The organism is Nocardiopsis eucommiae (assembly GCF_965344335.1).
GTDB lineage: Bacteria > Actinomycetota > Actinomycetes > Streptosporangiales > Streptosporangiaceae > Nocardiopsis > Nocardiopsis eucommiae.
In genome coordinates, this window is record NZ_CBDRIY010000013.1 from 126726 (window position 1) to 147681 (window position 20956).

The 20956-nt window shown below is 71.2% G+C and carries 23 protein-coding genes; 10 read left to right on the forward strand and 13 right to left on the reverse strand.

The window, feature by feature from the left end; genetic code table 11:
• Nucleotides 1–165 precede the first annotated feature (165 nt).
• The 4 genes from ACRWK8_RS10855 to ACRWK8_RS10870 form a co-directional block, all read right to left on the reverse strand.
• On the reverse strand, nucleotides 166–339 hold the full coding sequence (locus tag ACRWK8_RS10855) for a hypothetical protein (RefSeq protein WP_431869970.1): 174 nt from the start codon (nucleotides 337–339) through the stop codon (nucleotides 166–168).
• A 109-nt stretch (nucleotides 340–448) separates the two neighbouring features.
• A complete protein-coding gene (locus ACRWK8_RS10860) occupies nucleotides 449–988 on the reverse strand; it encodes a hypothetical protein (RefSeq protein WP_431869972.1) in 540 nt (179 codons plus the stop codon).
• Nucleotides 989–1132: 144 nt separating this feature from the next.
• Complete coding sequence (locus ACRWK8_RS10865; RefSeq protein WP_431869974.1) at nucleotides 1133–1534, reverse strand: DUF4180 domain-containing protein; 402 nt, start codon at nucleotides 1532–1534, stop codon at nucleotides 1133–1135.
• Nucleotides 1531–1962 carry a helix-turn-helix domain-containing protein gene (locus ACRWK8_RS10870; protein WP_431869976.1) on the reverse strand — a complete coding sequence of 144 codons (432 nt, stop codon included), beginning with the start codon at nucleotides 1960–1962 and terminating at the stop codon, nucleotides 1531–1533. The genes ACRWK8_RS10865 and ACRWK8_RS10870 overlap by 4 nt, the downstream gene beginning before the upstream one ends.
• 149 nt (nucleotides 1963–2111) lie before the next feature.
• On the opposite strand from ACRWK8_RS10870, the gene ACRWK8_RS10875 reads away from it, so the two are divergent.
• Nucleotides 2112–2594, forward strand: a complete 483-nt coding sequence (locus ACRWK8_RS10875) for a VOC family protein (protein ID WP_378740426.1) — start codon at nucleotides 2112–2114, stop codon at nucleotides 2592–2594.
• 36 nt (nucleotides 2595–2630) lie between these two features.
• Here the strand turns inward: ACRWK8_RS10875 and ACRWK8_RS10880 are convergent, their stop codons facing one another.
• Nucleotides 2631–3488, reverse strand: coding sequence for an NmrA family NAD(P)-binding protein (locus ACRWK8_RS10880; protein ID WP_431869978.1), 858 nt, complete (start codon nucleotides 3486–3488; stop codon nucleotides 2631–2633).
• 168 nt (nucleotides 3489–3656) lie between these two features.
• On the opposite strand from ACRWK8_RS10880, the gene ACRWK8_RS10885 reads away from it, so the two are divergent.
• Nucleotides 3657–4256, forward strand: a complete 600-nt coding sequence (locus ACRWK8_RS10885; protein WP_431869980.1) for a TetR/AcrR family transcriptional regulator — start codon at nucleotides 3657–3659, stop codon at nucleotides 4254–4256.
• Nucleotides 4257–4271: 15 nt separating this feature from the next.
• On the opposite strand, the gene ACRWK8_RS10890 is transcribed toward ACRWK8_RS10885, so the two are convergent.
• On the reverse strand, nucleotides 4272–5024 hold the full coding sequence (locus tag ACRWK8_RS10890) for a (2Fe-2S)-binding protein (protein WP_431869982.1): 753 nt from the start codon (nucleotides 5022–5024) through the stop codon (nucleotides 4272–4274).
• A gap of 100 nt (nucleotides 5025–5124) precedes the next feature.
• Here ACRWK8_RS10890 and ACRWK8_RS10895 point away from each other — a divergent pair, with 100 nt between their 5' ends.
• From ACRWK8_RS10895 to ACRWK8_RS10905, 3 genes are read left to right on the forward strand one after another with little or no spacing between them, the layout of a single operon-like run.
• A complete protein-coding gene (locus ACRWK8_RS10895; RefSeq protein ID WP_431869984.1) occupies nucleotides 5125–6522 on the forward strand; it encodes a sensor histidine kinase in 1398 nt (465 codons plus the stop codon).
• Nucleotides 6510–7217 carry a response regulator transcription factor gene (locus tag ACRWK8_RS10900; RefSeq protein ID WP_378740437.1) on the forward strand — a complete coding sequence of 236 codons (708 nt, stop codon included), beginning with the start codon at nucleotides 6510–6512 and terminating at the stop codon, nucleotides 7215–7217. The genes ACRWK8_RS10895 and ACRWK8_RS10900 overlap by 13 nt, the downstream gene beginning before the upstream one ends.
• 60 nt (nucleotides 7218–7277) lie before the next feature.
• Entirely contained in the window at nucleotides 7278–8249 is a 972-nt protein-coding gene (locus ACRWK8_RS10905) for a DUF4097 family beta strand repeat-containing protein (protein ID WP_431869987.1), read from the forward strand.
• Nucleotides 8250–8252: 3 nt separating this feature from the next.
• Here ACRWK8_RS10905 and ACRWK8_RS10910 read toward each other — a convergent pair whose 3' ends face one another.
• On the reverse strand, nucleotides 8253–8642 hold the full coding sequence (locus tag ACRWK8_RS10910) for a hypothetical protein (RefSeq protein WP_431869989.1): 390 nt from the start codon (nucleotides 8640–8642) through the stop codon (nucleotides 8253–8255).
• A gap of 126 nt (nucleotides 8643–8768) precedes the next feature.
• Between ACRWK8_RS10910 and ACRWK8_RS10915 the strand changes: the two genes are divergently transcribed.
• Nucleotides 8769–9785 (forward strand): Gfo/Idh/MocA family protein, encoded by a 1017-nt coding sequence (locus ACRWK8_RS10915; protein WP_378740444.1) that lies wholly within the window; start codon nucleotides 8769–8771, stop codon nucleotides 9783–9785.
• Here the strand turns inward: ACRWK8_RS10915 and ACRWK8_RS10920 are convergent.
• The 4 genes from ACRWK8_RS10920 to ddaH form a co-directional block, all read right to left on the reverse strand.
• Entirely contained in the window at nucleotides 9763–10689 is a 927-nt protein-coding gene (locus ACRWK8_RS10920) for a GNAT family N-acetyltransferase (RefSeq protein ID WP_378740446.1), read from the reverse strand. The two genes, ACRWK8_RS10915 and ACRWK8_RS10920, sit on opposite strands and share 23 nt — an antisense overlap.
• A gap of 103 nt (nucleotides 10690–10792) precedes the next feature.
• On the reverse strand, nucleotides 10793–11176 hold the full coding sequence (locus ACRWK8_RS10925; protein ID WP_431869992.1) for a DUF2784 domain-containing protein: 384 nt from the start codon (nucleotides 11174–11176) through the stop codon (nucleotides 10793–10795).
• An 84-nt stretch (nucleotides 11177–11260) separates the two neighbouring features.
• On the reverse strand, nucleotides 11261–12226 hold the full coding sequence (locus ACRWK8_RS10930) for a helix-turn-helix transcriptional regulator (RefSeq protein ID WP_431869994.1): 966 nt from the start codon (nucleotides 12224–12226) through the stop codon (nucleotides 11261–11263).
• A gap of 106 nt (nucleotides 12227–12332) precedes the next feature.
• Complete coding sequence (gene ddaH, locus ACRWK8_RS10935; protein WP_378740453.1) at nucleotides 12333–13130, reverse strand: dimethylargininase; 798 nt, start codon at nucleotides 13128–13130, stop codon at nucleotides 12333–12335.
• Nucleotides 13131–13273: 143 nt separating this feature from the next.
• On the opposite strand from ddaH, the gene ACRWK8_RS10940 reads away from it, so the two are divergent.
• Nucleotides 13274–14398, forward strand: coding sequence for an NAD(P)/FAD-dependent oxidoreductase (locus tag ACRWK8_RS10940; protein ID WP_378740455.1), 1125 nt, complete (start codon nucleotides 13274–13276; stop codon nucleotides 14396–14398).
• A gap of 60 nt (nucleotides 14399–14458) precedes the next feature.
• Here ACRWK8_RS10940 and bioB read toward each other — a convergent pair whose 3' ends face one another.
• Together bioB and ACRWK8_RS10950 are read right to left on the reverse strand one after the other, a co-directional pair.
• Nucleotides 14459–15532, reverse strand: coding sequence for a biotin synthase BioB (gene bioB, locus ACRWK8_RS10945; RefSeq protein WP_431869997.1), 1074 nt, complete (start codon nucleotides 15530–15532; stop codon nucleotides 14459–14461).
• A gap of 94 nt (nucleotides 15533–15626) precedes the next feature.
• Nucleotides 15627–16106: a GNAT family N-acetyltransferase gene (locus ACRWK8_RS10950; RefSeq protein ID WP_431869999.1), complete on the reverse strand. Its 480-nt coding sequence runs from the start codon at nucleotides 16104–16106 to the stop codon at nucleotides 15627–15629.
• Nucleotides 16107–16452: 346 nt separating this feature from the next.
• Between ACRWK8_RS10950 and ACRWK8_RS10955 the strand changes: the two genes are divergently transcribed.
• From ACRWK8_RS10955 to ACRWK8_RS10965, 3 genes are all read left to right on the forward strand, one after another.
• Entirely contained in the window at nucleotides 16453–17001 is a 549-nt protein-coding gene (locus ACRWK8_RS10955; protein WP_378740462.1) for a M23 family metallopeptidase, read from the forward strand.
• Between the two features lie 316 nt (nucleotides 17002–17317).
• Nucleotides 17318–19408, forward strand: a complete 2091-nt coding sequence (locus tag ACRWK8_RS10960) for a catalase (protein ID WP_378740465.1) — start codon at nucleotides 17318–17320, stop codon at nucleotides 19406–19408.
• A gap of 293 nt (nucleotides 19409–19701) precedes the next feature.
• A complete protein-coding gene (locus ACRWK8_RS10965) occupies nucleotides 19702–20886 on the forward strand; it encodes an alcohol dehydrogenase catalytic domain-containing protein (protein ID WP_431870002.1) in 1185 nt (394 codons plus the stop codon).
• The last annotated feature ends 70 nt before the right edge of the window (nucleotides 20887–20956 follow it).

Here is a 20956-nt window from a genome sequence, read left to right on the forward strand (position 1 = left end):
CTGGCTGGGCATCACCAAGCGCACTGGCGCGTCGTGGCCTGTCGTACTTCTACCAGGTCCAGACGACGATCGGAGACGACCGGGCCGTGGCGGCGCGCAGGGTCCTGGAGGAGGATCTCAAGGCCACCCGCACCGAGGACCCCGGGTATACCGGCCAGCCTAGGGTCAGCGCTCCATCAGTACGACGGTGCGCCGCACCCCCGCGTCCAGCAGGGCCTGGGTGCGGTGCTGGCCTCCGTGCAGGAACCATTCGTCGTGGCCGGCCAGTTGGGCCACGACGATGCCGTCGGCAGGGTCCAGCAGGCTCAGCGCCGCCTCGCGCACCCACTCCGAACTCACGATCTGCTCCAGGAGCTCTTCGGAATGCAGGTAGATGTCCTCGTTGGAAGAGGCCTCCCGGCGGGCCTGGCGTAGGACGTGTCGGGCGGCGCGCGAGGCTTGGTGCCAGTCACCTCCGTGGTAGCGGCAGCACGCGCGCGGTGCGGGTGGGGCGCATCTGGCGGGCCCACCGATCGGTGTTGGTGAGAACACGCAAGCACGGGGCCTTGGAGAGATGGTGCGGGTCGGGCAGCCGGGCCACCCACACGATCCGGTAGACCAAGCTCTCCTTCAGCTGCGGTTCGGGTTCGGGGTTCAGTAGCCGGTGCACCATGGCCCGTTGAAGGTCGGGGTCGTCGCCAGCGTGGTTGGTCACGCGGGCCACCGCCTGCTCGCACAGGTCCGCTGCCCGCATCCACCTGGCCTGTCGCTCTCGACCCTGCTCTTGCGCGGCCCGACGGCAGTACGCGGCCGTGGCCATGAGGCGGTCCAAGTCGCCGTCGAACTTCTCCAACAGGTGCAGGGCGTAGCGGCCCTGGTGGGCGAGCCCGCGGGGCAGGTTGATCCCGTCGTTGGAGGGCAGGGCCTGCCACTCCGGGCCGCGCAGCGTTTCGGCGTCCCAGCACTGGACCGCGATGAGCCGGGCCTGGAGTGCGTCGTCCTCGATCATGGGGTCTCCGCATGGTGGTCGGCGATCACGAGGGGAGTGTCGGGTTTGAGCTCTCCCGTGACGGGGTTGACCCGTATGGTCAGGGAGGACCGGTTCCTCTCGGCCCGTCTTACCTGATCCCGGTACTCACGCGGCCACCAATCCTCATTGTCGGGGGTCCAGGCGTCCGTCCAGGGCCTCCAGGTCCGGGACGAACCAGCACTGGGTGCCGCGATCGCACTCCCGGACCAGGTCCCGGAAGGCGTCGCTGGCGGCCACGTGCCGGGAGACGTCCCCGACCACGGCCAGCCGGAGCCGGTAGTTGGCGAACTTCTGGAGGAACTCTCCGGCGACGCCCGTGCGCAGCCGGAAGAAGTCGGCGTCGAGGCGCGCGGCGGGAACCGCGACCCAGGTGACGCCGTGGTGGAAGGCGTCCCCGATCACGTCGGCGGCCTCGCGCAGGGGCGCGCCCCGTTCCGGGCAGAGCATGACCGGGTGGCCACCCAGACGGCGGACCTCCGGGGCGATCTCGGCCCCCGGTTCCGCCTCCCTTCCCGAGGGGGTCACCGCTGGTCACCCGTGAGCGAGTCGACGTAGCCCAACAGCGTCGCGGTGGTGGCCAGGTCGCCCACGATGACCACCTTCAGGCGGGCGCGGTCCGGGTCGTGGACCACCTGGACGTGCGCGCGCCCGCGGTCCTCGGGACGCCCGGTGACGGAGAGCAGGGTGGTGAGTCGGTCGGCCGTGGCGCGGTCGACCCCGTCGACCTGGACGACGGTGGAGGCCTCCGCGTACGGGGCCCGCGGGGCGTCCGGGCCCTCCTCCTCGGCCAGCGGGCCGCCGGTGAACTCCTCCAGGTCGCGGCGGCGCACGCGGTACTGCTTCCCGATCCGGGTGGCCGCCAGTCGTCCCTCGCGGACGTAGGCACGCACCGTCTTGACGTGCAGACCCAGAAGGTCCGCGACCTGGTCCACCGAATAGTACTGCTGCGGCACGGTTCTCCTCACCGACGGCCCTGTGTTCCGAAACCTTCCCTTATTGTACTCGATCATCACGGATGATAGGGAAGTTTGGGGAGTATGGTGCGGTACGTGAGAACCGGGTACGTGAGAGGAGAGGGGAACGCCGGGGGAGAGGGGGAGCCATGGCACTCCTGCACAAGATCAGGCCGTGTCTGTGGTTCGACGACCAGGCCGAGCAGGCGGCGGAGTTCTACACCCGCGTCTTCGAGAACTCACGGGTGCTCAGGACGACGTACTACGGCCCGGACATGCCCCTGGCCGAGGGCACCGTGCTGACCGTCGAGTTCGAGCTGGACGGGGCGCGCTTCACCGCGCTCAACGGCGGGGACGCCTTCACCTTCGACGAGGCGGTGTCCTTCCAGGTGATCTGTCGCGACCAGGAGGAGTCGGACCACTACTGGAACGCGCTCACCGACGGCGGCCAGGAGAGCCAGTGCGGCTGGCTCAAGGACCGCTTCGGTCTGTCCTGGCAGGTCTATCCCGAGGAGCTGGACTCCCTGGTGTGGGACCCCGACCCCGATCGGGCGGGCCGGGCCACCCAGGCCATGCTAAGGATGCGCCGGATCGACCTGGAGGCGGTGCGGCGCGCCGCCGACGGCCTCTGAGCCCACCGGAGAACGGGGACACGGCCCCGCGCCCCCTCAGGCCCTCATCTGTGCGGCGAGCTGGTCCGCGACGCTCCGGGGAGCGCGACCCAGGAGCTCGCCCAGCAGCGGGTCCCGTTCGGCGAAGTAGCCCTCCCGCGTCGCGCGGAACATGGTGAGCGTGAAGCGGGCCGCCTGCTCCGGCACGCCGCGCGCCTCCTGGTCCGCGACCCACTGCTCGTCGTCGACCACGACGCGTTCGACGGAGCGTCCACTGAGTTCGGAGACGATCCCGGCGAAGTCGTCGAGGGTGACGGCCTCCTCGGCGACCAGGGTCACGGCCCCGTCGAAGGAGCGGTCGCCGGAGAGGACGACGGCCGCGGCCTCGGACAGGTCGGCGGGGGCGGTCCACGGGACGGGGCCGTCGTCCGGAGCCGCGATCACCCCGGTCTCCCGCCACGGACCGAGCAGGGCGTCGAAGCTGTGGCCGAAGAATCCATAGCGCAGGGAGGTCCACGCGACCCCAGAACCGGCGAGGATCTCCTCGGTGGCGGCGTGGACGGCCGCCGGAGGGTACGGGCCCCCGAACGCGGCTCCCTGTTGACTCGTGTACAGGATTCTCCGGGCGCCGGCCGCGACCGCCGCCTCGATCGCGTCGCGGTGCAGGCTCACCATGTCGGCCGTCGGGTCGTTCCCGGACACCAGGAGCACCTGGTCGGCGCCGGCGAAGGACGCGCGCAGAGCGGCCGTGTCCTCGTAGGAGCCCTGCCGCACGCGCACTCCGCGCTCGGCGAGGTGCCTGGCCCTGGCGGGGTCCCGCACACTCACACCGACCCTTTCGGCCGGCAGGCGGCTGAGGAGGTGTTCGACGGTGCCTCCGTTGAGGGTGCCCGTGGCGCCGGTGACAACGATCATGTTCGCGGCCCTTCCTTGCGTGCCCGTGCTCGTGCCCGGTCGGCGTCCGAGCTGGTGGCGCCCGTTCCAATAACTTGACCAGCCGGGTCAGTTTCACTTCCGCCCACGACAGTAGATAAACTGACTCAGCGAGTCAAGTTATGGCGGCGGCGAGAGGCGGCAGGATCCATGACCGGTGCGACACCCGCGAACCCCCGGCTGCGCGCCGACGCCCGGCGCAACGCGGAGCAGATTCGCCGGGCGGCGATCGCCGCCTTCCAGGGGCGGGGTCTGAGCGTGCCGCTGGAGGATGTGGCCCGGGCGGCGGGAGTGAGCAAGGCGACGATCTTCAACCGGTTCGGCGGCCGGGTGGGCCTCATCGAAGCCGTCATCCAGGAGGTCGTCGCCGACGAGCTCGACGCCGTCATCGACCACACGCGGTCCCTGGACGACGCCGGGGCGCGGATCGACCACTACCTCACCGCGATCCGCGACCTCCAGTACCGTCAGCCCACCACCAACGACGTCCTGCTCCAGGACTATCCCCATTCACGGCAGCTCATGGACATCTGCCGTGCCGCGGGTGAGATCTACGAAGAACTCGTCGAGGCCGGGCACGCCTCGGGGGCCCTGCGGCCCGAGTTCACGGTGGACGACCTGCACGCGCTCATCGTCGACAACGCTCTCGCCCTCAAGCACGGCGTGCTGCCGCCCCGGGACGCCTACGACCGCCGCACCGCCTACCTCCTCGACGGCATCCGAGCGCAGCGCGGACGGTACCGCGCCTGACCAGCCTCGACCCGGTCAGCGGGCACCCGGTGGGCGACGCAGGGCGCAGTCGCCGCACAGACCGCCCCCGGGGAGCCGGTAGTACAGGCAGCACGTGGTCCGGCGGAAGACGGCCAGCCCGGCACGGTCCACCCCGGTGTGGGACCCGGTGCCTTCGAGGGTGCGGCGCCCCGTCAGCACGCGGACCACCTCCTCGGCGCCCGCGCGCCGTTCTCTCCGTGCGCCGCCCAGAGCACGCGCGGCCCCCGCCAGGGCCGCTCCGGTGTTGCCCCGCAGGAGCCCTGGGGAGACCCTGCCGATCCCGGTCAGCGTCTCCTCCACCCCGGACAGCACGCCCTCCACCACGGTCTGCTCCAACCAGGCGGCTACCTCCAGGGGGTCCCGGGACAGCGGCTCGGCCCCCAGCTGCGCCGTGCGCAGTTCCCACGCCCCCGAGCGTTCCGGTTCGAAGAGGAACAGGTCCGGGCGCAGTCCCACCCCGTGACACAGCCCCGCCGCCAGCACGGGCGAGATCAGCCGGGATGCCAGCCCCTGGTGGAACAGCGAGGCACCCACCCGCCACTCCACCTCGTCGGCGCCGAGTCCCGAAACCGCCCCGAGCTGGGCCCGCACCCGCCCGACCTCGGCGGCGGCCCGCTCCCGCCCGGTCAACGCGGTCACCTGCTCCCAGCCCTCGCCGTGCGGCACACCACCCACCGCGAAGAACGTGTTGACCCCCCCGACGTCCTCCAACACCCGCTCCAGCACCGCGCCCCCGCTCCGCGCCATCCGATCCCCCGCCCCGACCGGTCGGGTAGTGCTGGCACCACCCGTGTTCCTCGTGCTGATGACCTCGTGCACCGGTCCCCGGGAATCCTAGATTGGACCTGTGAGCGGCACACGAGAACAACGGGCGCGAGGCGCGGAGCGGGGTGGTGCCCGACCGGGCTCCCTGACCGGTGTTCCCTTCGCCGCCGGTCCGCGCGGCAGCGGATGGCGGCTGCTCCTGGTCCAGGTCCTGCACCTGATGACCTCCCTGGCCCTGGCCCTGTTCTACCTGATCCCCGTGTCCCTGCTGGTGACAGTGGCCGCCTGGATCGGCATGGGGTTGTTCCTGCCCTGGACGGACGTCGGGCTCTCCCACTCGGTCTCGCGGATCGTCCGCGACTCCCTGGGGTTGCTGGTCGCCCTGCCCGTCGCCGCCACCCTGCTCGCCCGACTCGCCTGCCGGGTCCAGCGCGACCGCCTCGCCAACGTGTTCGGGATCGTGGAGACCAGCCCTCCCGACCCGCTGGCGGACGACAACCCCTGGGTCCGGGTGTGGCGGTTCGTCTTCGGCCGCGACGCCTGGACCATGGTGGTCTACAGCACCGCCGCGGGCCTGCACGGGCTGTTCGCCGCCGGGCTGGTCGTGGTCTTCGTGGTGTGCGGCGGCGCCGCCGCCATCGGCGCGTCCCTGGGCATCGCCTACATCCTGGCCCTCGGGTCGCCCGGCGACCTGGTCGGCCCGCTGCTCCTGGTTCTCGTCGGCCCGCTGGCCACCGTGGTCGGCCTGCGCCTGGCCCCGTACATGATCTCCACCGAGGTCCTCCTGCACCGCCTGCTGCTCTTCGAGGCCCCCGAGGTCCGGATGCGGCGCCGCCTCCTGCACGTCCAGGACAGTCGGCTCCGCATGGTGGACGAGGCCGAGGCCGAACGCCGCAGGATCGAACGCGACCTGCACGACGGCGCCCAGCAACGGCTGCTCGCGCTCACCATGACCCTCACTCGGGCACGCGCCCGGCTCTCCCACGATCCCGACGGTGCCCGCGAGCTGATCACCGAGGCGCAGGCGGAGTCCCGGGAGGTCATGACCGACCTCCGCCAGGTCGCACGCGGCCTGCACCCCAGGGTCCTGACCGACCACGGACTCGGCGCGGCCCTGCCGGTGGCGGTCGGACGCTCCCCGGTTCCGGTCCGCCTCGACGTGGACCTGGCCGAACGCCCCTCGGCCCGGGCGGAGGGCGTGGCCTACTACGTGGTCTGCGAGGCGTTGACCAACATCGCCAAGCACGCCGACGCCGAGCAGGTCACCGTGGCCGTCGGCCGCGTCCCGGCCGCGAGGCGCGGGGGCGAGCTGCTGTGCGTCACAGTGACCGACGACGGGGTCGGGGGAGCCGACCCCGAGGCGGGCACCGGTCTCTACGGGCTGTGGGACCGGGTGGACGCCGTCGACGGGGAGCTGACCGTCCACAGCCCGACCGGTGGGGGCACCGTCCTCACCGCGAACATCCCATGGAAGGCGTGACCGTGAGCACGGCCCAGAGACTGGACGAACGGCCGGAGCCGCGCGTCATCATCGCGGAGGACTCCGTACTGCTGCGCAGCGGCATGGTCCGGCTGCTGGAGGACTCCGGTGTGGAGATCGTCGCGGCGGTGGGCGACGCCGACGCGTTGAACGCCGCCGTCGCGGAGCACCCGGACGTCGACCTCTGCCTGATCGACATCCGGATGCCGCCCACCTACTCCGAGGAGGGCATCCAGGCCGCCGTGCGGATCCGACGGACCCACCCCGACGTGGCCGTGCTGCTGCTGTCCCAGCACGTGGTCAGCCGCTACGCCGCCGACCTCCTCGGCGGCGGGGCCGAGAAGGTCGGCTACCTGCTCAAGGACCGTGTGGCCGACATCGAGGAGTTCCTCGCCGTGCTGCGCCGGGTGGCCGGGGGCGGCGCGGCGATCGACCCCGAGGTGGTCTCACAGCTGCTGAGCAGACGGCGGGACCGCGCCCTGGAGAGCCTCACCCCGCGCGAGGGCGAGGTGCTGGAGGTGATGGCCCAGGGCCTGAACAACGCCGGAATCGCGGACCGGCTCGCCATCACCGACCGTGCCGTGGAGAAGCACATCAGGTCGATCTTCACCAAGCTCGACCTCGGCCATGACGACCACGACCACCGCAGGGTCCAGGCGGTGCTGCGCTACCTGCGCGGCAACGACCGGGACTGACCCGCACCGAGACCAGGACGCACCAGAGGGAGGGCCGAGCCTTCCAGGAAGGGAAAGAACATGACTTTCAGGGCCCGAGGCCTGTACGCCTCCTCAAGCAAGGAACGCGGGGGCTTCCGCAGGGGGCCGTGGATGTTCCTGGGCGGGGTGCTCGTGCTGGCCCTGGTGGTTCTCACCGCGCTCTCCGTGCTGGGGAACATGACCGTCAACCAGTCCGATCGCGCCGACTCCTTCGACGGGGTGAGCGCGTTGGAGATCGACAACTCCACCGGAGGTGAGGTCCTGCTCCGGGGCGGGACCGGCGACGGGGTCACGGTGGACCGCAAGCTGCGGGGCAGTCCCCTGTCGGAACCCGACGAGGACATCGAGGCCGAGGGCGGCACACTGGAGATCGACACCGAGTGTTCGGGGCTGCCGTTCTTCAGCTCCTGCTCGGTGGACTACGAGGTCACCGTCCCCGCCGGGACCCGGGTGACGTTGCAGACGGTCAGCGGCCGGGTCGCGGTGGAGAACCTGGAGGGCGACCTGAGCGTGGAGACCACCAGCGGCGCGGTGGACGTGACCGAGCAGGTCGGTGTCGTCGAGGTGGAGACCGTCTCGGGTGAGGTCGCGCTCGACGGGGTCGAGGGTTCGGTGGAGGCCCACACCGTCAGCGGCCGGATCACGGCCTCCGGTGAGGGCGTCCTGCTGGACGTCTCCAGCACCTCGGGCACGATCGTCACCGAGGACTTCGGCGCCGACGAGGTCCGTGCCGAGTCGGTGAGCGGTTCGCTGGAGCTCGGCGGCGGGTTCACCACGCTTGAGGCCACCACGACCTCCGGTGACGTCAGCCTGCGGACGGCCGACCCCTTCGACCTGCTGTCGGTCGAGACCGTGAGCGGCGCGGTCGCCGCGACGGTCCCGGACGGCGAGTACGAGGTCACCGGTGAGTCGGTGTCCGGGCAGCGCGAGTTCGACGTGGACACCGGGAACGGCGCCGACGGTCGGATCGACGTCAACACCACCAGCGGTTCCGTCCGGGTCGGGAGCTAGGCCCTAGGCGCCCCGGCGTTCGAAGCGCAGCGCCGCCCAGTCCGAGTCGATCGGCACCTGGGCGGTGCTGTGCCACCCGGCGTCCACGAGGGTGTCCCAGCCCTGGTCCGCCGTCAGGTCCGTGATGATCGTGCCGCCCCGCTGCGGGAAGCACACCCACAGGCGGGTGGTCGGGGCGGTGAGCTCCAGGACGCGCGGCCCCTCCCGTTCGACGGTGCCCCGGTCCAGGGCGAACAGGTGCAGGTCGTCGTACTCGGCGCCCTCGATCGGACCGAGGTCGACGTGGAGGTCGGGCGGGGGGTCCAACAGCCGCAGGTAGCGTTCCGGGGCGTTGAGGACGAGCAGCCGGTCCCCGGGCTCGACCCCCAACCTCCGGGCGAGTGTCTCCGACATTCCTCCTCCGTTCACGTGTCGCGCCGAGCGCGGGCCTCTCCTCGGCCACCGTACGGTTCCCGCGCTCCGAAACCGAGGACCTTCCCCGCCTCGACCCGGAGATGACCGTCTTTTTAGGATGCGCACATGACACAAGAGAACGGTGGGCCGCGCTGGGGCGTGGTGGGAACCGGCGGGATCGCACGCGCCTTCATGGAGGGGGTGCGGGCCGTCCCCTCGGCCCGGGTCACGGCGGTGGCGTCGCGTACACGGGACCGGGCGGAGGAGTTCGGTCGGGAGTGGGACGTTCCCCGTCGCCACGGCGGCTACGCGGAGCTCGCCGCCGACCCGGACGTGGACGTGGTGTACGTCGCCACCCCGCACCCCTGGCACCATCCGAACACCCTCCTGATGCTCGACGCGGGCAAGCACGTGCTCGTGGAGAAGCCCATGGCGATGAACGCGCTCCAGGTGTCGCAGATGGTGGCGGCCGCCCGGGCCAACGACCGCTTCCTGATGGAGGCCGTGTGGACGCGGTTCCTGCCCGCCTCCCGGCTCGCCCAGGACCTGGTGGCGGACGGGGCGATCGGGGAACTGTGCACGGTCGCCGCCGACTTCGGGATCAACGTCCCCTACGACCCCGAGCACCGGCTCTTCAACGTCGACCTCGGCGGTGGTGCCTTCATGGACCTGGGTGTGTACCCGCTGGAGTTGGCCTCGCGGTACCTGGGTGAGCTCACCGTCGTGGGTGCCACCCGTCAGCTGTCCCCGGACCGGATGGTCGACACGCAGACCTCGGTGCTGGTGCACGGGGAGAACGGGGTGAGCGCCGCCCTGACCTGTGCCTCCCGCAACGTGCTGCCCAACCGCGCGGTGCTGGCCGGGACGGACGGTTGGCTGGAGGTCCCCCGCTTCTGGGCCGCCACCGACGTGGTCCTGCACAGGGAGGGGAGCGCGCCCGAGCGGTTCCACCGGCCCTTCCGGGCCAACGGCTACGAGTACGAGATCGAGGAGGTCGGACGGTGTCTGGCCGCCGGAGAACGCCAGAGCCCGGAGATGACCTGGGCGGAGAGTCTGCGGCTGGCCGGGGTCACGGACCAGATCCGGGACGTGGGCTCGCTGGTGAGCGGGCCGTCCGACGTCAGAAGCGTCCCCCGGGGATGAGGCCGCTCGCCCCCGCCCCCGTGGGTGTGGCGCGCACGGTGAAGTCGTCGCGGACCGACGCCCCCGGGACGCTCCGGCCCCGGGAGGCGGGCGCGGAGCCGCGCGACCGTGGGCTCAGGGCGCGGCCCAGGGCGAGCCTGGCCAGGGGCAGCGCGCCCATGCGGGCCACGACCAGGACCGCGTCCTTGGGGCCGACCTCGCGGGCGAAGTGGGCGTCCAGAACGGGGTCGCCGCTCCGGGGGGCCACCCCGTAGATCTCGCCGTCGAACATTCGGTAGGCGTCGCGCACCATCAGGGAGTCGGGGTCCAGGCCGGGGCCGTCACCGAGCCAGTCGGCTGCGTCGGAGGCGATCCGGCGCACCAGGCCGGGCACGGGGCGGCCCTGGCGCGGGAAGACCCGTGCCCGGCCGAGTCCCTTGCGCCACCCCGCGTAGACGGCCGGGTGACGGGTGCGCAGTACGACGTAGGTGCTGGACAGGGGGTGTGCCAGGACCTCGCGATTGAGGAAGTGCAGCATCAGGGCGGCGGAGAGGCCCGAGCGCCGGTGGGCGGGGACCACTCCGGCCGCGTCCAGGTACAGGGCGTGGCGGGCGGCGAAGCGGCGCCGGTGGTAACCGCCCCAGCCGACGGGGACGCCGTCCGGTCCGAGGATCAGTGCCAGCGAGGAGATCTGGTCGAAGAACCCCGAGGCCATCCTGGCGTGCCAGTAGCCGGAGTGGTCGGCGCCGAAGGCGCGGGCCGCCAGGTCGCGCAGAGCGTGGTGGAGGCGTTCCCGGCACTCGGGTTCCAGGGAGGTGGGGTCGTCCCAGCGGGCGACACGGTAGCCGGGCCGGAGGGGGCGCACTGTCGGGGGAACACTGAGTTCGCGCAGTTCCAGGCAGTGGTGTCGGGTCTGGTCGGGCACGCGGAAGCCCCACTTTCATTACTCTACGAAAGTAAACGACTCCTTAACGTAGCTGGTTTGTGGCGTTCCCGCGCGGACTTGACCCAACTGGAGGTTCCCGGGACTACCCGGACACCGGCTCGGGAGCGGCCACCGGACCACGCCGGTACCGCCTCCACGCGGCTCCGGCGTAGGCGCAGGCGACGATGCCCGCGATCACGAACCGCGAGGTCATCAGATGCTCCTCCGGGTAGAGGACACCGGTGATGTGGAAGTCGATGAACCCGTTCTCCATCACCTCGCGGCCGGTGTGCGCACGTGACCAGTTCTCGATGTCGGTGAGGAAGCACGACCAGCCGATGACGACGATCCCCAGCGCGTAGACGGCCACCATCAGGTGCGGCCAGAACATCCTCGGCCACTTCCACGAGAGGAAGCCGCCGAGGACGACATAGGCGAAGAACAGGTAGTGGAGGACCATCGCGGTGTGGCCGATGAGGAGGGGCATACCGCGAACCTAGGCCGGGGGCGCGGCCCCGGGCATCGGTGCGCGCACCCACCCAGGGTGAGTACCCGTACTCATGCGCGCCGGTCAGCCCTGCGGGGCCTCGCCCATACGGGAGAGCCGTCGTCCCAGCCGGGCCATCTCCGTGCGCAGCTCCACGGGCTCCTCCACCTCCATGTCCATGTCGAGCATCGCCAGGTAGCACGCCATGCCGACCAGGTCGTCGCTGGCGCACAGCAGCAGGCAGGAGTGCTCGTCCACCGCGTCGATGACGCCGTAGTGCGCGGCGGGGCCCGCCAGGGCGGTCTCGGCGGAGACCCCCAGGCGCACGCGCGCCTTGATCGGCCACATGTGCAGGTTCATCCGGTCGGCCAGGTACCCGGCCACCCCCCGTTCGGGCGGCTCGCGCGGAGGCACCCGCGGGCCGGTGGGGGTGAGGGGGCGCATCCGGTCCAGTCGGAAGGTGCGCCAGTCGCCGCGACCGGTGTCCCAGCCCACCAGGTACCAACGGCGCCCCCGGGAGACCAGCCGGTGCGGCTCCACGGTCCGGCGGCCCGTGGAGCCGTCGTGGCGTTCGTACTCGAAACGCAGCAGTTCGCTGTCGCGGCAGGCGGACGCCACCAGGGTGAGGGTCGCGGAGTCGACGGTGGGACCCTCACCCGGCATCGGGACGGTGAAGGTCCCCAACGCGTCCACGCGCCGACGCAACCGGGAGGGGAGCACCTGAAGGAGCTTGGTCAGGGCCCGCACCGAGGTCTCCTCGATCCCCGAGACCCCGCCCTGCGCGGCGGTCCGCAGGCCCACCGCGACCGCCACTGCCTCGTCGTCGTCCAGGAGCAGCGGCGGCAGGGCGGCGCCCGCCCCCAACTGGTAGCCGCCGCCGGTGCCCATGGTCGCCTGGATGGGATAGCCCAGGTCACGGAGGCGGTCCACGTCGCGCCGGACGGTGCGCGGGCTGACCGCGAGGCGCTCCGCCAGCTCGCCCCCCGGCCAGTCCTTGCGGGTCTGGAGGAGGGAGAGGAGCTGGAGCAGCCGGGCCGATGTCGACATCATGCCCAGAGTGTGTCAGAGGTGGAGGTCAGTTCCCGGCCTCCACTCGCCACCGCGCCGGAAGGGCCCGGGCCCCGGAACGGGCACGTGAGTGCCGCTTCCGCTCCGGTCAGGCGGAGGTCCGCGAGGGACGGTCCGGGACCAGCACGCTCAGACAGGTCACGCAGGCCTCCAGCTTCTCGAACTCGGAGATGTCCACCGGCAGCACCCGCCAGTGGTCCGCCGCCAGCTGGTGGATCGTCTCGTGCGCGGCGGCGCTGACCAGCACGTCACGGCCCCCCAGAGGCAGCACGTGCGCGCCCGGTTCCTCCAGCGCGCGGCGGATCGGTGGCAGTCCGCTGGTGTCGACCAGATCGGGCAGACCGACCAGAGTGCCGTCCGGCAGCGCGGTCACGGCCGACTTCAGGTGCAGCGCCCGCCCCAGCCGTACCCGGAGGACCTTGCGACCCAGCGGTGCCAGGTGCCGTTCCAGCTGGTCGGCGCCGTCCTCGTTGGTCCGCCCACCGATGCCCACGTACACGGTCTCCCCGACCTGCAGGACGTCGCCGCCGTCCAGGCTCCCGGGCGCCTCGATCCGGGCCACCTCCAGTCCCAGGGCGCGGACCGTGGTCTCCACCCCCGTGACCTCGCCCCGTCGCTCGGCCGCCCCCGAACGGGTCAGGACCGCCAGGTCCTCGCACACCACCACCGGGTCCTCCACGAACACCGAGTCCGGGTGTTCCGGTGCGGGGTCCACCTCGTGCACCCGCCACCCCGCCGAGGCCACCGTCTCCTGGTAGATGGTGTACTGCCGGGCCGCCAGCACCGGGTCGACCGAGGTCCTCTCGATGTGGGTGACGATGCCGTCGTCCAGCCGGGGGCTGGGTCGGCGCATCAGGGCGACCCCGTAGTACGTGTAACCGTCCATGCGACCTCCAGGGAAGAAGGGGAAGGGGGCCGGGCTCCGACGAGCGAAGCCGCAGCGTATCGCGACTCCCTACCCCGATTCGCGGACCGGCACGCGGGGCGAACGGCTTGTCCGTGGGCACGGGTCGGGGCAGGGTGGGACGTATGGACGTGATCGTTGTCGGCGGCGGGATCGTGGGAGCCAGCGCGGCCTTCCACCTGACGAAGAAGGGCGTGTCCACGGCGTTGGTGGACGCCTCCCACCTGGGACAGGCCTCGGCGGCCGGATCGGGGATCGTGTTCCCGTGGCCGTTCCCCTGGGACGCGCCACCGGTGTGGGACTTCAAGGCCCGCGCAGCCGCGCACTACCCGGAACTCATGGCTGAGCTGGCTGAGGACGGCCAGGTCACCGGGTACGAGGTGGTCGGCGGGATGTCCGTGGACCGTGAGGGCGGTGACGCGGGGTTCGAGCTCCTGCGCACGCTCTCCGAGCGTCCCGAGTTCGCCACGATGGGACGGGTGGAGCGACTGGCCGAGGGGGAGCCCCGGCGCCACTTCCCGTTGCTGCCCGAACCCTACGCGGGCGTGCGCGTCGAGGGGATGGCCCGGACCGACGGACGCCGGGCACGGTCCGCCCTGTTCAACGCGGCCGGGGAACGCGGTCTGCGCTACTACAAGGGCGACTCGCGGCTGCTGTGGAACGGTCACCGCGTCACCGGCGTACGGGTGGGCGCGGAGGACCTGGAGGCGCCGACGGTGATCGTGGCGGCCGGGGCGTGGTCTGCGGGACTGCTGTCGGTGGCCGGGGTGGAGCTGGGGGTGCACCCGGCACGGGGCCAGATGACCCACTTCGCGCTCCCGGGCCGGGACACGCGTGCCTGGCCGGTGGTGCGGTTCGGTGAACGCGACTACTACGTGAGCGCCTTCGCCCCCGACCGGGTGGTCACGGGAGGCACTTCCGAGCCGGAGGCGGGTTTCGACCGCAGGGTGACGGCCGGAGGCCTGGCGCACAACCTGTCCACCGCGTTGGAGCTGCTGCCGGAGCTGGCCGATGCCAGCGTGGTCGAGACCCGTGTGGGGTTCCGGCCCGTCACCCACGACGGCCAGCAGCTGCTCGGCCCCGTCGAACGGCTGCCCGGCGTGCTGGTGGCCACGGGGTTGGGTTCGCAGGGGCTCACCTTCGGCCCGTTCCAGGGGGTGGTCGCCGCCCGGTTGGCGATGGGGGAGGACCCCGGGGTGGACCTGTCCGCGTTCGTTCCGGACCGCGACCAGACCCCCTCCGTGGTCTGAGCCGGTGGGAGCGCGCGGGAGCGGAGAGACTCCTCCCGCCGCGCCCCCACCGGACCCCCTTCAGGCGTTGGGCGGCAGCTCGGTTCCCGCGCCCCGCTGGCGGGTCCGCAGCAGGTCGTGGCACTCACCCGGGAGGGTCGGCTCGCCCGCGCCCTGCACCTCGAAGCCCGCATCCGCGATCATCTCCAGGTCGTCCCCGCCCGCCTGGCCCTCACTGGTGAGGTAGTCACCCAGGAAGATCGAGTTGGCGATGTGCAGCGCGAGGGGCTGGAGGGAGCGCAGGTGGATCTCGCGCCCGCCGGCCAGCCGGACCTCCACGTCGGGGAAGACGAACCGGGTGGCGGCCAGGACGCGCAGGCAGCGCTGCGGGGTCAGCTCCCAGGTGCCCTCCAACGGCGTGCCGTCGAACGGCATGAGGAAGTTGACCGGAACCGAGTCCGGGCCCAGGTCGCGCAGGGCGAACAGGGCGTCGACGAGATCGTCGTCGGTTTCCCCCATGCCCGCGATCAGCCCCGAGCAGGGGGACAGTCCGGCGTGCTTGGCCCGTTCGACCGTGTCGACACGGTCGGCGAACTCGTGTGTGGTGCAGATGTCGGAGTAGCGCTCCTCCGAGGTGTTGAGGTTGTGGTTGTAGGCGTCGACCCCGGCCTCGCGGAGCTGGTCCGCCTGGCCTTCGGAGAGCAGCCCCAGGCAGGCGCACACCTCCACTCCGGGGTGCTCCTCCTTGATCTCGGCCACCGCCGGGGCGAGACGGGCCACGTCGCGGTCGGTGGGGCCGCGCCCGCTCGCGACCAGGCACACGCGGCTGGCCCCGGCCTTCACACCGTGTGAGACCACCTCACGGGTCTCGTCCGGCTTGAGCCAGGTGTACTTGACGATCTCGGCCCGGGACCCAAGGCGCTGGGAGCAGTAGAAGCAGTCCTCGGGGCACAGGCCACTCTTCATGTTCACGAGGTAGTTGAGCTTGACCCGGCGGTCGAAGTAGCGACGACGGACCCGGGAGGCCGCGGCGAGCAGGTCCATCAGGTCGTCGTCGGAGCTGGTCAGCACCGCGAGGAGTTCGTCACGGGTGGGGGTCTCGCGGCGCAGGGCCTTCTCGGACAGTGCGTGGAGGCAAGCGTGGAAAGTCGTCACGGGCACGATCCTGGGGGGTGGCGGCGGGTCCGCGCAGTGCCGGAACCCGCCAAGAAACCGGTCGATGTCTTGTGTGTCGACGCGGGTTCACCGGTCAGGGGCGTGCATCACCGACCGCCACGGGGCCGGTCCACCGGCCCATGGGCGGCAGGGGGTCGTCCGCGACCGCGAGCGGGGTGAATCCGGCGGCGCGGAAGAACGCCAGCCTTCCCGCCACCCCCTCGCCGCCCTCGGGAAGGAGGAAGACCCACCGGACCCCGGCCTGGCGCGCCTCCTCCACGAACCGGTCCAACAGGGCGCACCCGATCCCGCGCCTGCGCCAGTCGGGGTCCACGACGACCGCGAGCACGTACCCGTGGGGCGGGGGCGTGGGTGCCCCCGGGCCCGTGTGGGCCCAGTCGAGCACGGCCTCCAGCCATCCGACCACCCGACCGTCCTCCTCCGCGACGAGGACCACCATCCCGGGAGGCAGCAACTGCTCCGGATAGCCCTTCGTGTCGAAATGCGGCGCGGCCCGGATCATGAGGTCGCTGATCGCGGGGCCGTCGTCACCGGTGGCGTTCCGGACCGTCATTCACCCAGCGTAATGGAGAGAGCCTTCAGTGTCCCGCCGCATTCCCCTGTGTGCTCTCCGGATCGGCGTTCGCGTCCGGAAAGTCCATTTACCGTTCCCTCACGAACAGTCGCCCTCACGGAACCGCGTACCGGGCCTTTCCTCCGGTTCCTCCTATCCGCGAAGAACGACGTGTGCGCGACCCGAGGGTGAACTCTCCGGAGGGATCTCCGGTCGGGGCGCTCGTTTTCTCGGACATCTCTGGAGGAAGGCAGAAAAACGATCCGGTTTCGTGATCGCAGCCCTTTCCGTGGGTATCGAGCCTCCGTAGTTCTCGCACCCCCGCTCCCGCGAGGAAAGGACCCCCATGAAGATCCCCCGTTTCGGCGCCCCGTTCCGGCGTCTGAGCATCCTTCTGGCCACGGCCCTGTTCACCGCCGTGCTCGTACCGGTGAGCGCGGTGTCGGCCGAACAGGCCGTCGCCGCGGTCAACCTGCGCACACCCTTCGACTGCGGCCAGGTCTGGAACGCCAACACCCGGACCAACCACAACCCGCAGCTCTCGGTCGACTTCCAGCGTTCGAACGCCCTGAACCAGAACGTGCGCTCCAGCGCCGCCGGAACCGTGACCACGGTCGCGGACCGGGGGAACACCAGCTACGGCAAGTACATCGTCATCGACCACGGCAGCGGCGTCACCACCCTCTACGCGCACCTGAACTCACAGTCGGTCTCGGTGGGCACCAGGGTCAGCACCGGCACCGTCATCGGCAAGGTCGGCAGCACCGGCGGCTCGACCGGCCCGCACCTGCACTACGAACAGCGCGTCAACGGCACCGTCGTTCGCGCGGTGCTCAACGGTGTGTCGATCCGCTACTTCGGCAACACCACCATCACCAGCAGCACCGGCTGCTGACACCTCACGGTTCACGCGCGGCGCGGGTCCCTCGGGGCCCGCGCCGCCGTCACTCCTCCACTCGTGTGGCCCGGACCAGCCACTGACCCGCGACGCCGCACACCCGGCGTCCCCGCTCCGGGCGCGGGGTGGTTCGAGCCGCTCACGCCACCACGACGCGACCCCTGGTCGTGAAGCCTTTCCAGGGGCGGGCGTTGGCTGGGCGAAGACGGGGTCAAGTTCCGGCGCGCGGCGTTTACGGTGTCACCTCGTCGGTCATGGCGAGGCAGGACGGACAGTCACTCGACACGACCTGAACCCGACGGGGGAGTTCGACATGACCGATCACGAGCAGGACGCCAAGGACCGACTCCTGGAACAGGACCGCACCGACTCCCAGGGCCCGCTGACCACCGAGACCGGTGTGCGGGTCGAGGACACCGACAACTCACTCAGCGTGGGAGAGCGCGGTCCCACACTCCTGGAGGACTTCCACGCCCGGGAGAAGATCACCCACTTCGACCACGAACGCATCCCCGAACGCGTCGTGCACGCGAGGGGCGCGGGGGCCTACGGCCACTTCACGCCCTATGAGGACCTCTCCGAGCTGACCGCCGCACACTTCCTCAGCGGGCCCGACGTCACCACCCCCGTGTTCGTCCGCTTCTCCACCGTGGCCGGGTCACGGGGCTCGGCGGACACGGTGCGCGACGTGCGGGGCTTCGCCGTCAAGTTCTACACCGAACAGGGCAACTACGACCTCGTCGGCAACAACATGCCCGTCTTCTTCATCCAGGACGGCGTCAAGTTCCCCGACTTCGTGCACGCGGTCAAACCCGAGCCGCACAACGAGATCCCCCAGGCCCAGTCGGCTCACGACACCCTGTGGGACTTCGTGGGCCTGCAACCGGAGACCACGCACATGGTGATGTGGCTGATGTCGGACCGGGCGATCCCGCGCAGCTACCGCACCATGCAGGGCTTCGGCGTGCACACCTTCCGCTTCGTCGACGCCCGGGGGCGGGGCACCTTCGTCAAGTTCCACTGGACACCACTCCTGGGTACGCACTCGCTGGTGTGGGACGAGGCCCAGCGCATCCAGGGCAAGGACCCGGACTACAACCGGCGCGACCTGTGGGAGGCCATCGAGCGCGGCCAGTTCCCCGAGTGGGAGCTGGGGGTGCAGCTGGTACCGGAGGAGGACGAGCACGCCTTCGACTTCGACCTGCTGGACGCCACCAAGATCATCCCCGAGGAACAGGTGCCGGTCCGCCCGATCGGGCGGATGGTCCTGGACCGCAACCCGGACAACTTCTTCGCCGAGACCGAGCAGGTCGCCTTCCACACCGCGAACGTCGTCCCGGGGATCGACTTCACCAACGACCCGCTGCTCCAGGCCCGCAACTTCTCCTACCTGGACACGCAGCTGCTGCGCCTGGGCGGGTCCAACTTCCAGCAGATCCCGGTCAACCGACCCGTGACGGAGGTGAGCAACAACCAGCGCGACGGGTTCGCCCAGCACCGGGTGCACCGCGGTCAGACCTCGTACTTCCCGAACTCCCTGGGTGGGGGATGCCCCGCGCTGGCCGACGAGGGCGTCTACCGTCACTACACGGAGAAGGTCGAAGGCCACAAGATCCGCAAGCGGGCGGAGAGCTTCAAGGACCACTACTCCCAGGCCAGGCTGTTCCTGAACAGCCTGGCCTCCTGGGAACGTGAACACCTGGTGGCCGCGTTCCGGTTCGAGCTGGGCAAGTGCGAGGAGCTGGCGGTGCGTCAGCGGGCGGTCGCCAACCTGGCCCACGTCGATCACGGCCTGGCCGTCGAGGTGGCGGAGGGCCTGGGAGTGGAGCCCCCGCAGGACCCCGGCACCGCCCGCCACACCCGGACCTCACCCGCGCTCAGCCAGGCCAACACCGCGTTCGGGGACCTGACCGGGCGCCAGGTCGCGGTGCTCGTCGACCACGGCGTGGACGGCTCCGACGTCGATACCCTGCGACGGGCCCTGGTGGACAAGGGCGCGGTTGTGGAGGTGCTCGCCCGGTTGGACGGCTCGGTGCGCACCCGCGAGGGCGGAGCCCTGCCGGTGGACCGCGCCTACACCACGGTCTCCTCGGTCCTCTACGACGCCGTGGCCGTCCCCGGCGGCGGTGACGCGGCGGCCTCACTCGCCCGAGACGGCGAGGCCAGACACTTCGTGCTGGAGGCCTACAAACACTGCAAGGCGATCGCGGCGGTCGGCGCGGCCACCACGCTGCTCGACGCGCCGGGGCTGCCCGACGCGCTCGGCCATCCGCCCACGGTCACCGAGACCACGCAGGGCGTGGTGCGTGCCCCTGCAGCCGACGAAGGCCTGATCCGGGAGTTCGCGCGTCTGATCGGGGAGCACCGCGACTGGACCCGGCCGACCGCGACGGTATCCGCCTGATTCCGAGCGTCCCCGCGCGGGCCTCGGTGAGGACAGGGAGCCAGAAGACGTTTCGTGGGACGGGAGGTCGGCAAGGGCAACCATAGGAGGCGGTCGACGTGAAGGGACGCGGTCACGACCGGGCTGGCGGACGTCAGCGCGGCCGAGCCCTCCCAGGGAGACCGCACACCGACCAGGCCAACCTGGAGAGGGACGCCGCCCCGCCCGGTCAAGGGGGCCCGGGCGGGGCGTTCCGGTCGGCCTCCGGCAACCCCGCGCGACACGGGACCAGCACTCCGGAACGGAGGAGAACCGTGAGAGCAGTGGTGTGGAACGGCACACGCGACGTCAGGACCGAGAACGTACCCGACCCGCGCATCGAGCAGCCCGACGACGCCGTCATCCGGGTCACCAGTTCCGGCCTGTGCGGCTCCGACCTGCACCTGTACGAGGTCCTCGGACCGTTCATGAGCCCGGGTGACGTCCTGGGACACGAACCCCTGGGCGTGGTCGAGGAAGTCGGCCCGGGAGTCACGTCCCTGGCACCGGGGGAGCGCGTCGTCGTCCCCTTCCAGATCTCCTGCGGGCACTGTGCCATGTGCGAGACCGGACTACAGACCCAGTGCGAGAACACCCGAGCCGAGGACCAGGGGACCGGAGCCAGCATCTACGGGTACAGCTCCCTGTACGGTTCGGTGCCCGGCGCGCAGGCTGAGTACCTGCGAGTGCCGCGAGCCGCCGACAACGTCATCCCCGTCCCCGGCCGGGGTCCCGACGACCGCTACGTCTTCCTGTCGGACGTGCTGCCCACGGCCTGGCAGGCCGTGCGCTACGCGGACGTCCCGCGGGGCGGGTCGGTGGCGGTCCTCGGGCTGGGCCCCATCGGTGAGATGTGCTGCCGGGTCGCCCAGCACCTGGGCGCCGGACGGGTCTTCGGCGTGGACCCCGTCAGCGACCGGCGCGCCCGTGCCTCCGCGCGTGGGGTCGAGGTCTTCGACCCCTCCCAGGGCCCGGACGACCTGGTCGAACAGATCCGGGATCGCACCGAGGGACGCGGACCGGACGCGGTGATCGACGCCGTCGGCATGGAGGCCCAGGGACACGGATCCGCGAGGTTCGCGCAGCGGGTCGCCGCGTTCATGCCCAAGGGCGCTGCCGCCAGGCTGATGGAGACCGCCGGAGTGGACCGCCTGACCGCACTGCGGACGGCGATCGACCTGGTGCGCCGGGGCGGGACCATCTCGCTGATCGGCGTCTACGGCGGCATGGCGGACCCACTGCCCATGCTCACCCTCTTCGACAAACAGATCCAGCTGCGGATGGGACAGGCCAACGTCCGCCACTGGGCGCCCGAGATCCTGCCCCGACTGGACGATGACGACGTCCTGGGTGTCGACGACTTCGCCACCCACCACATGAGTCTGGACGAGGCGCCACGGGCCTACCAGAACTTCCAGGAGAAGTCGGACGGGACGTTCAAGGTGGTCTTCCGCCCTTGAACACGCCCCGCGAGCCCACGCGGCACCGGCACACGAACCGGAGGAGTCGATCACGATGCCTGGAGAGAAG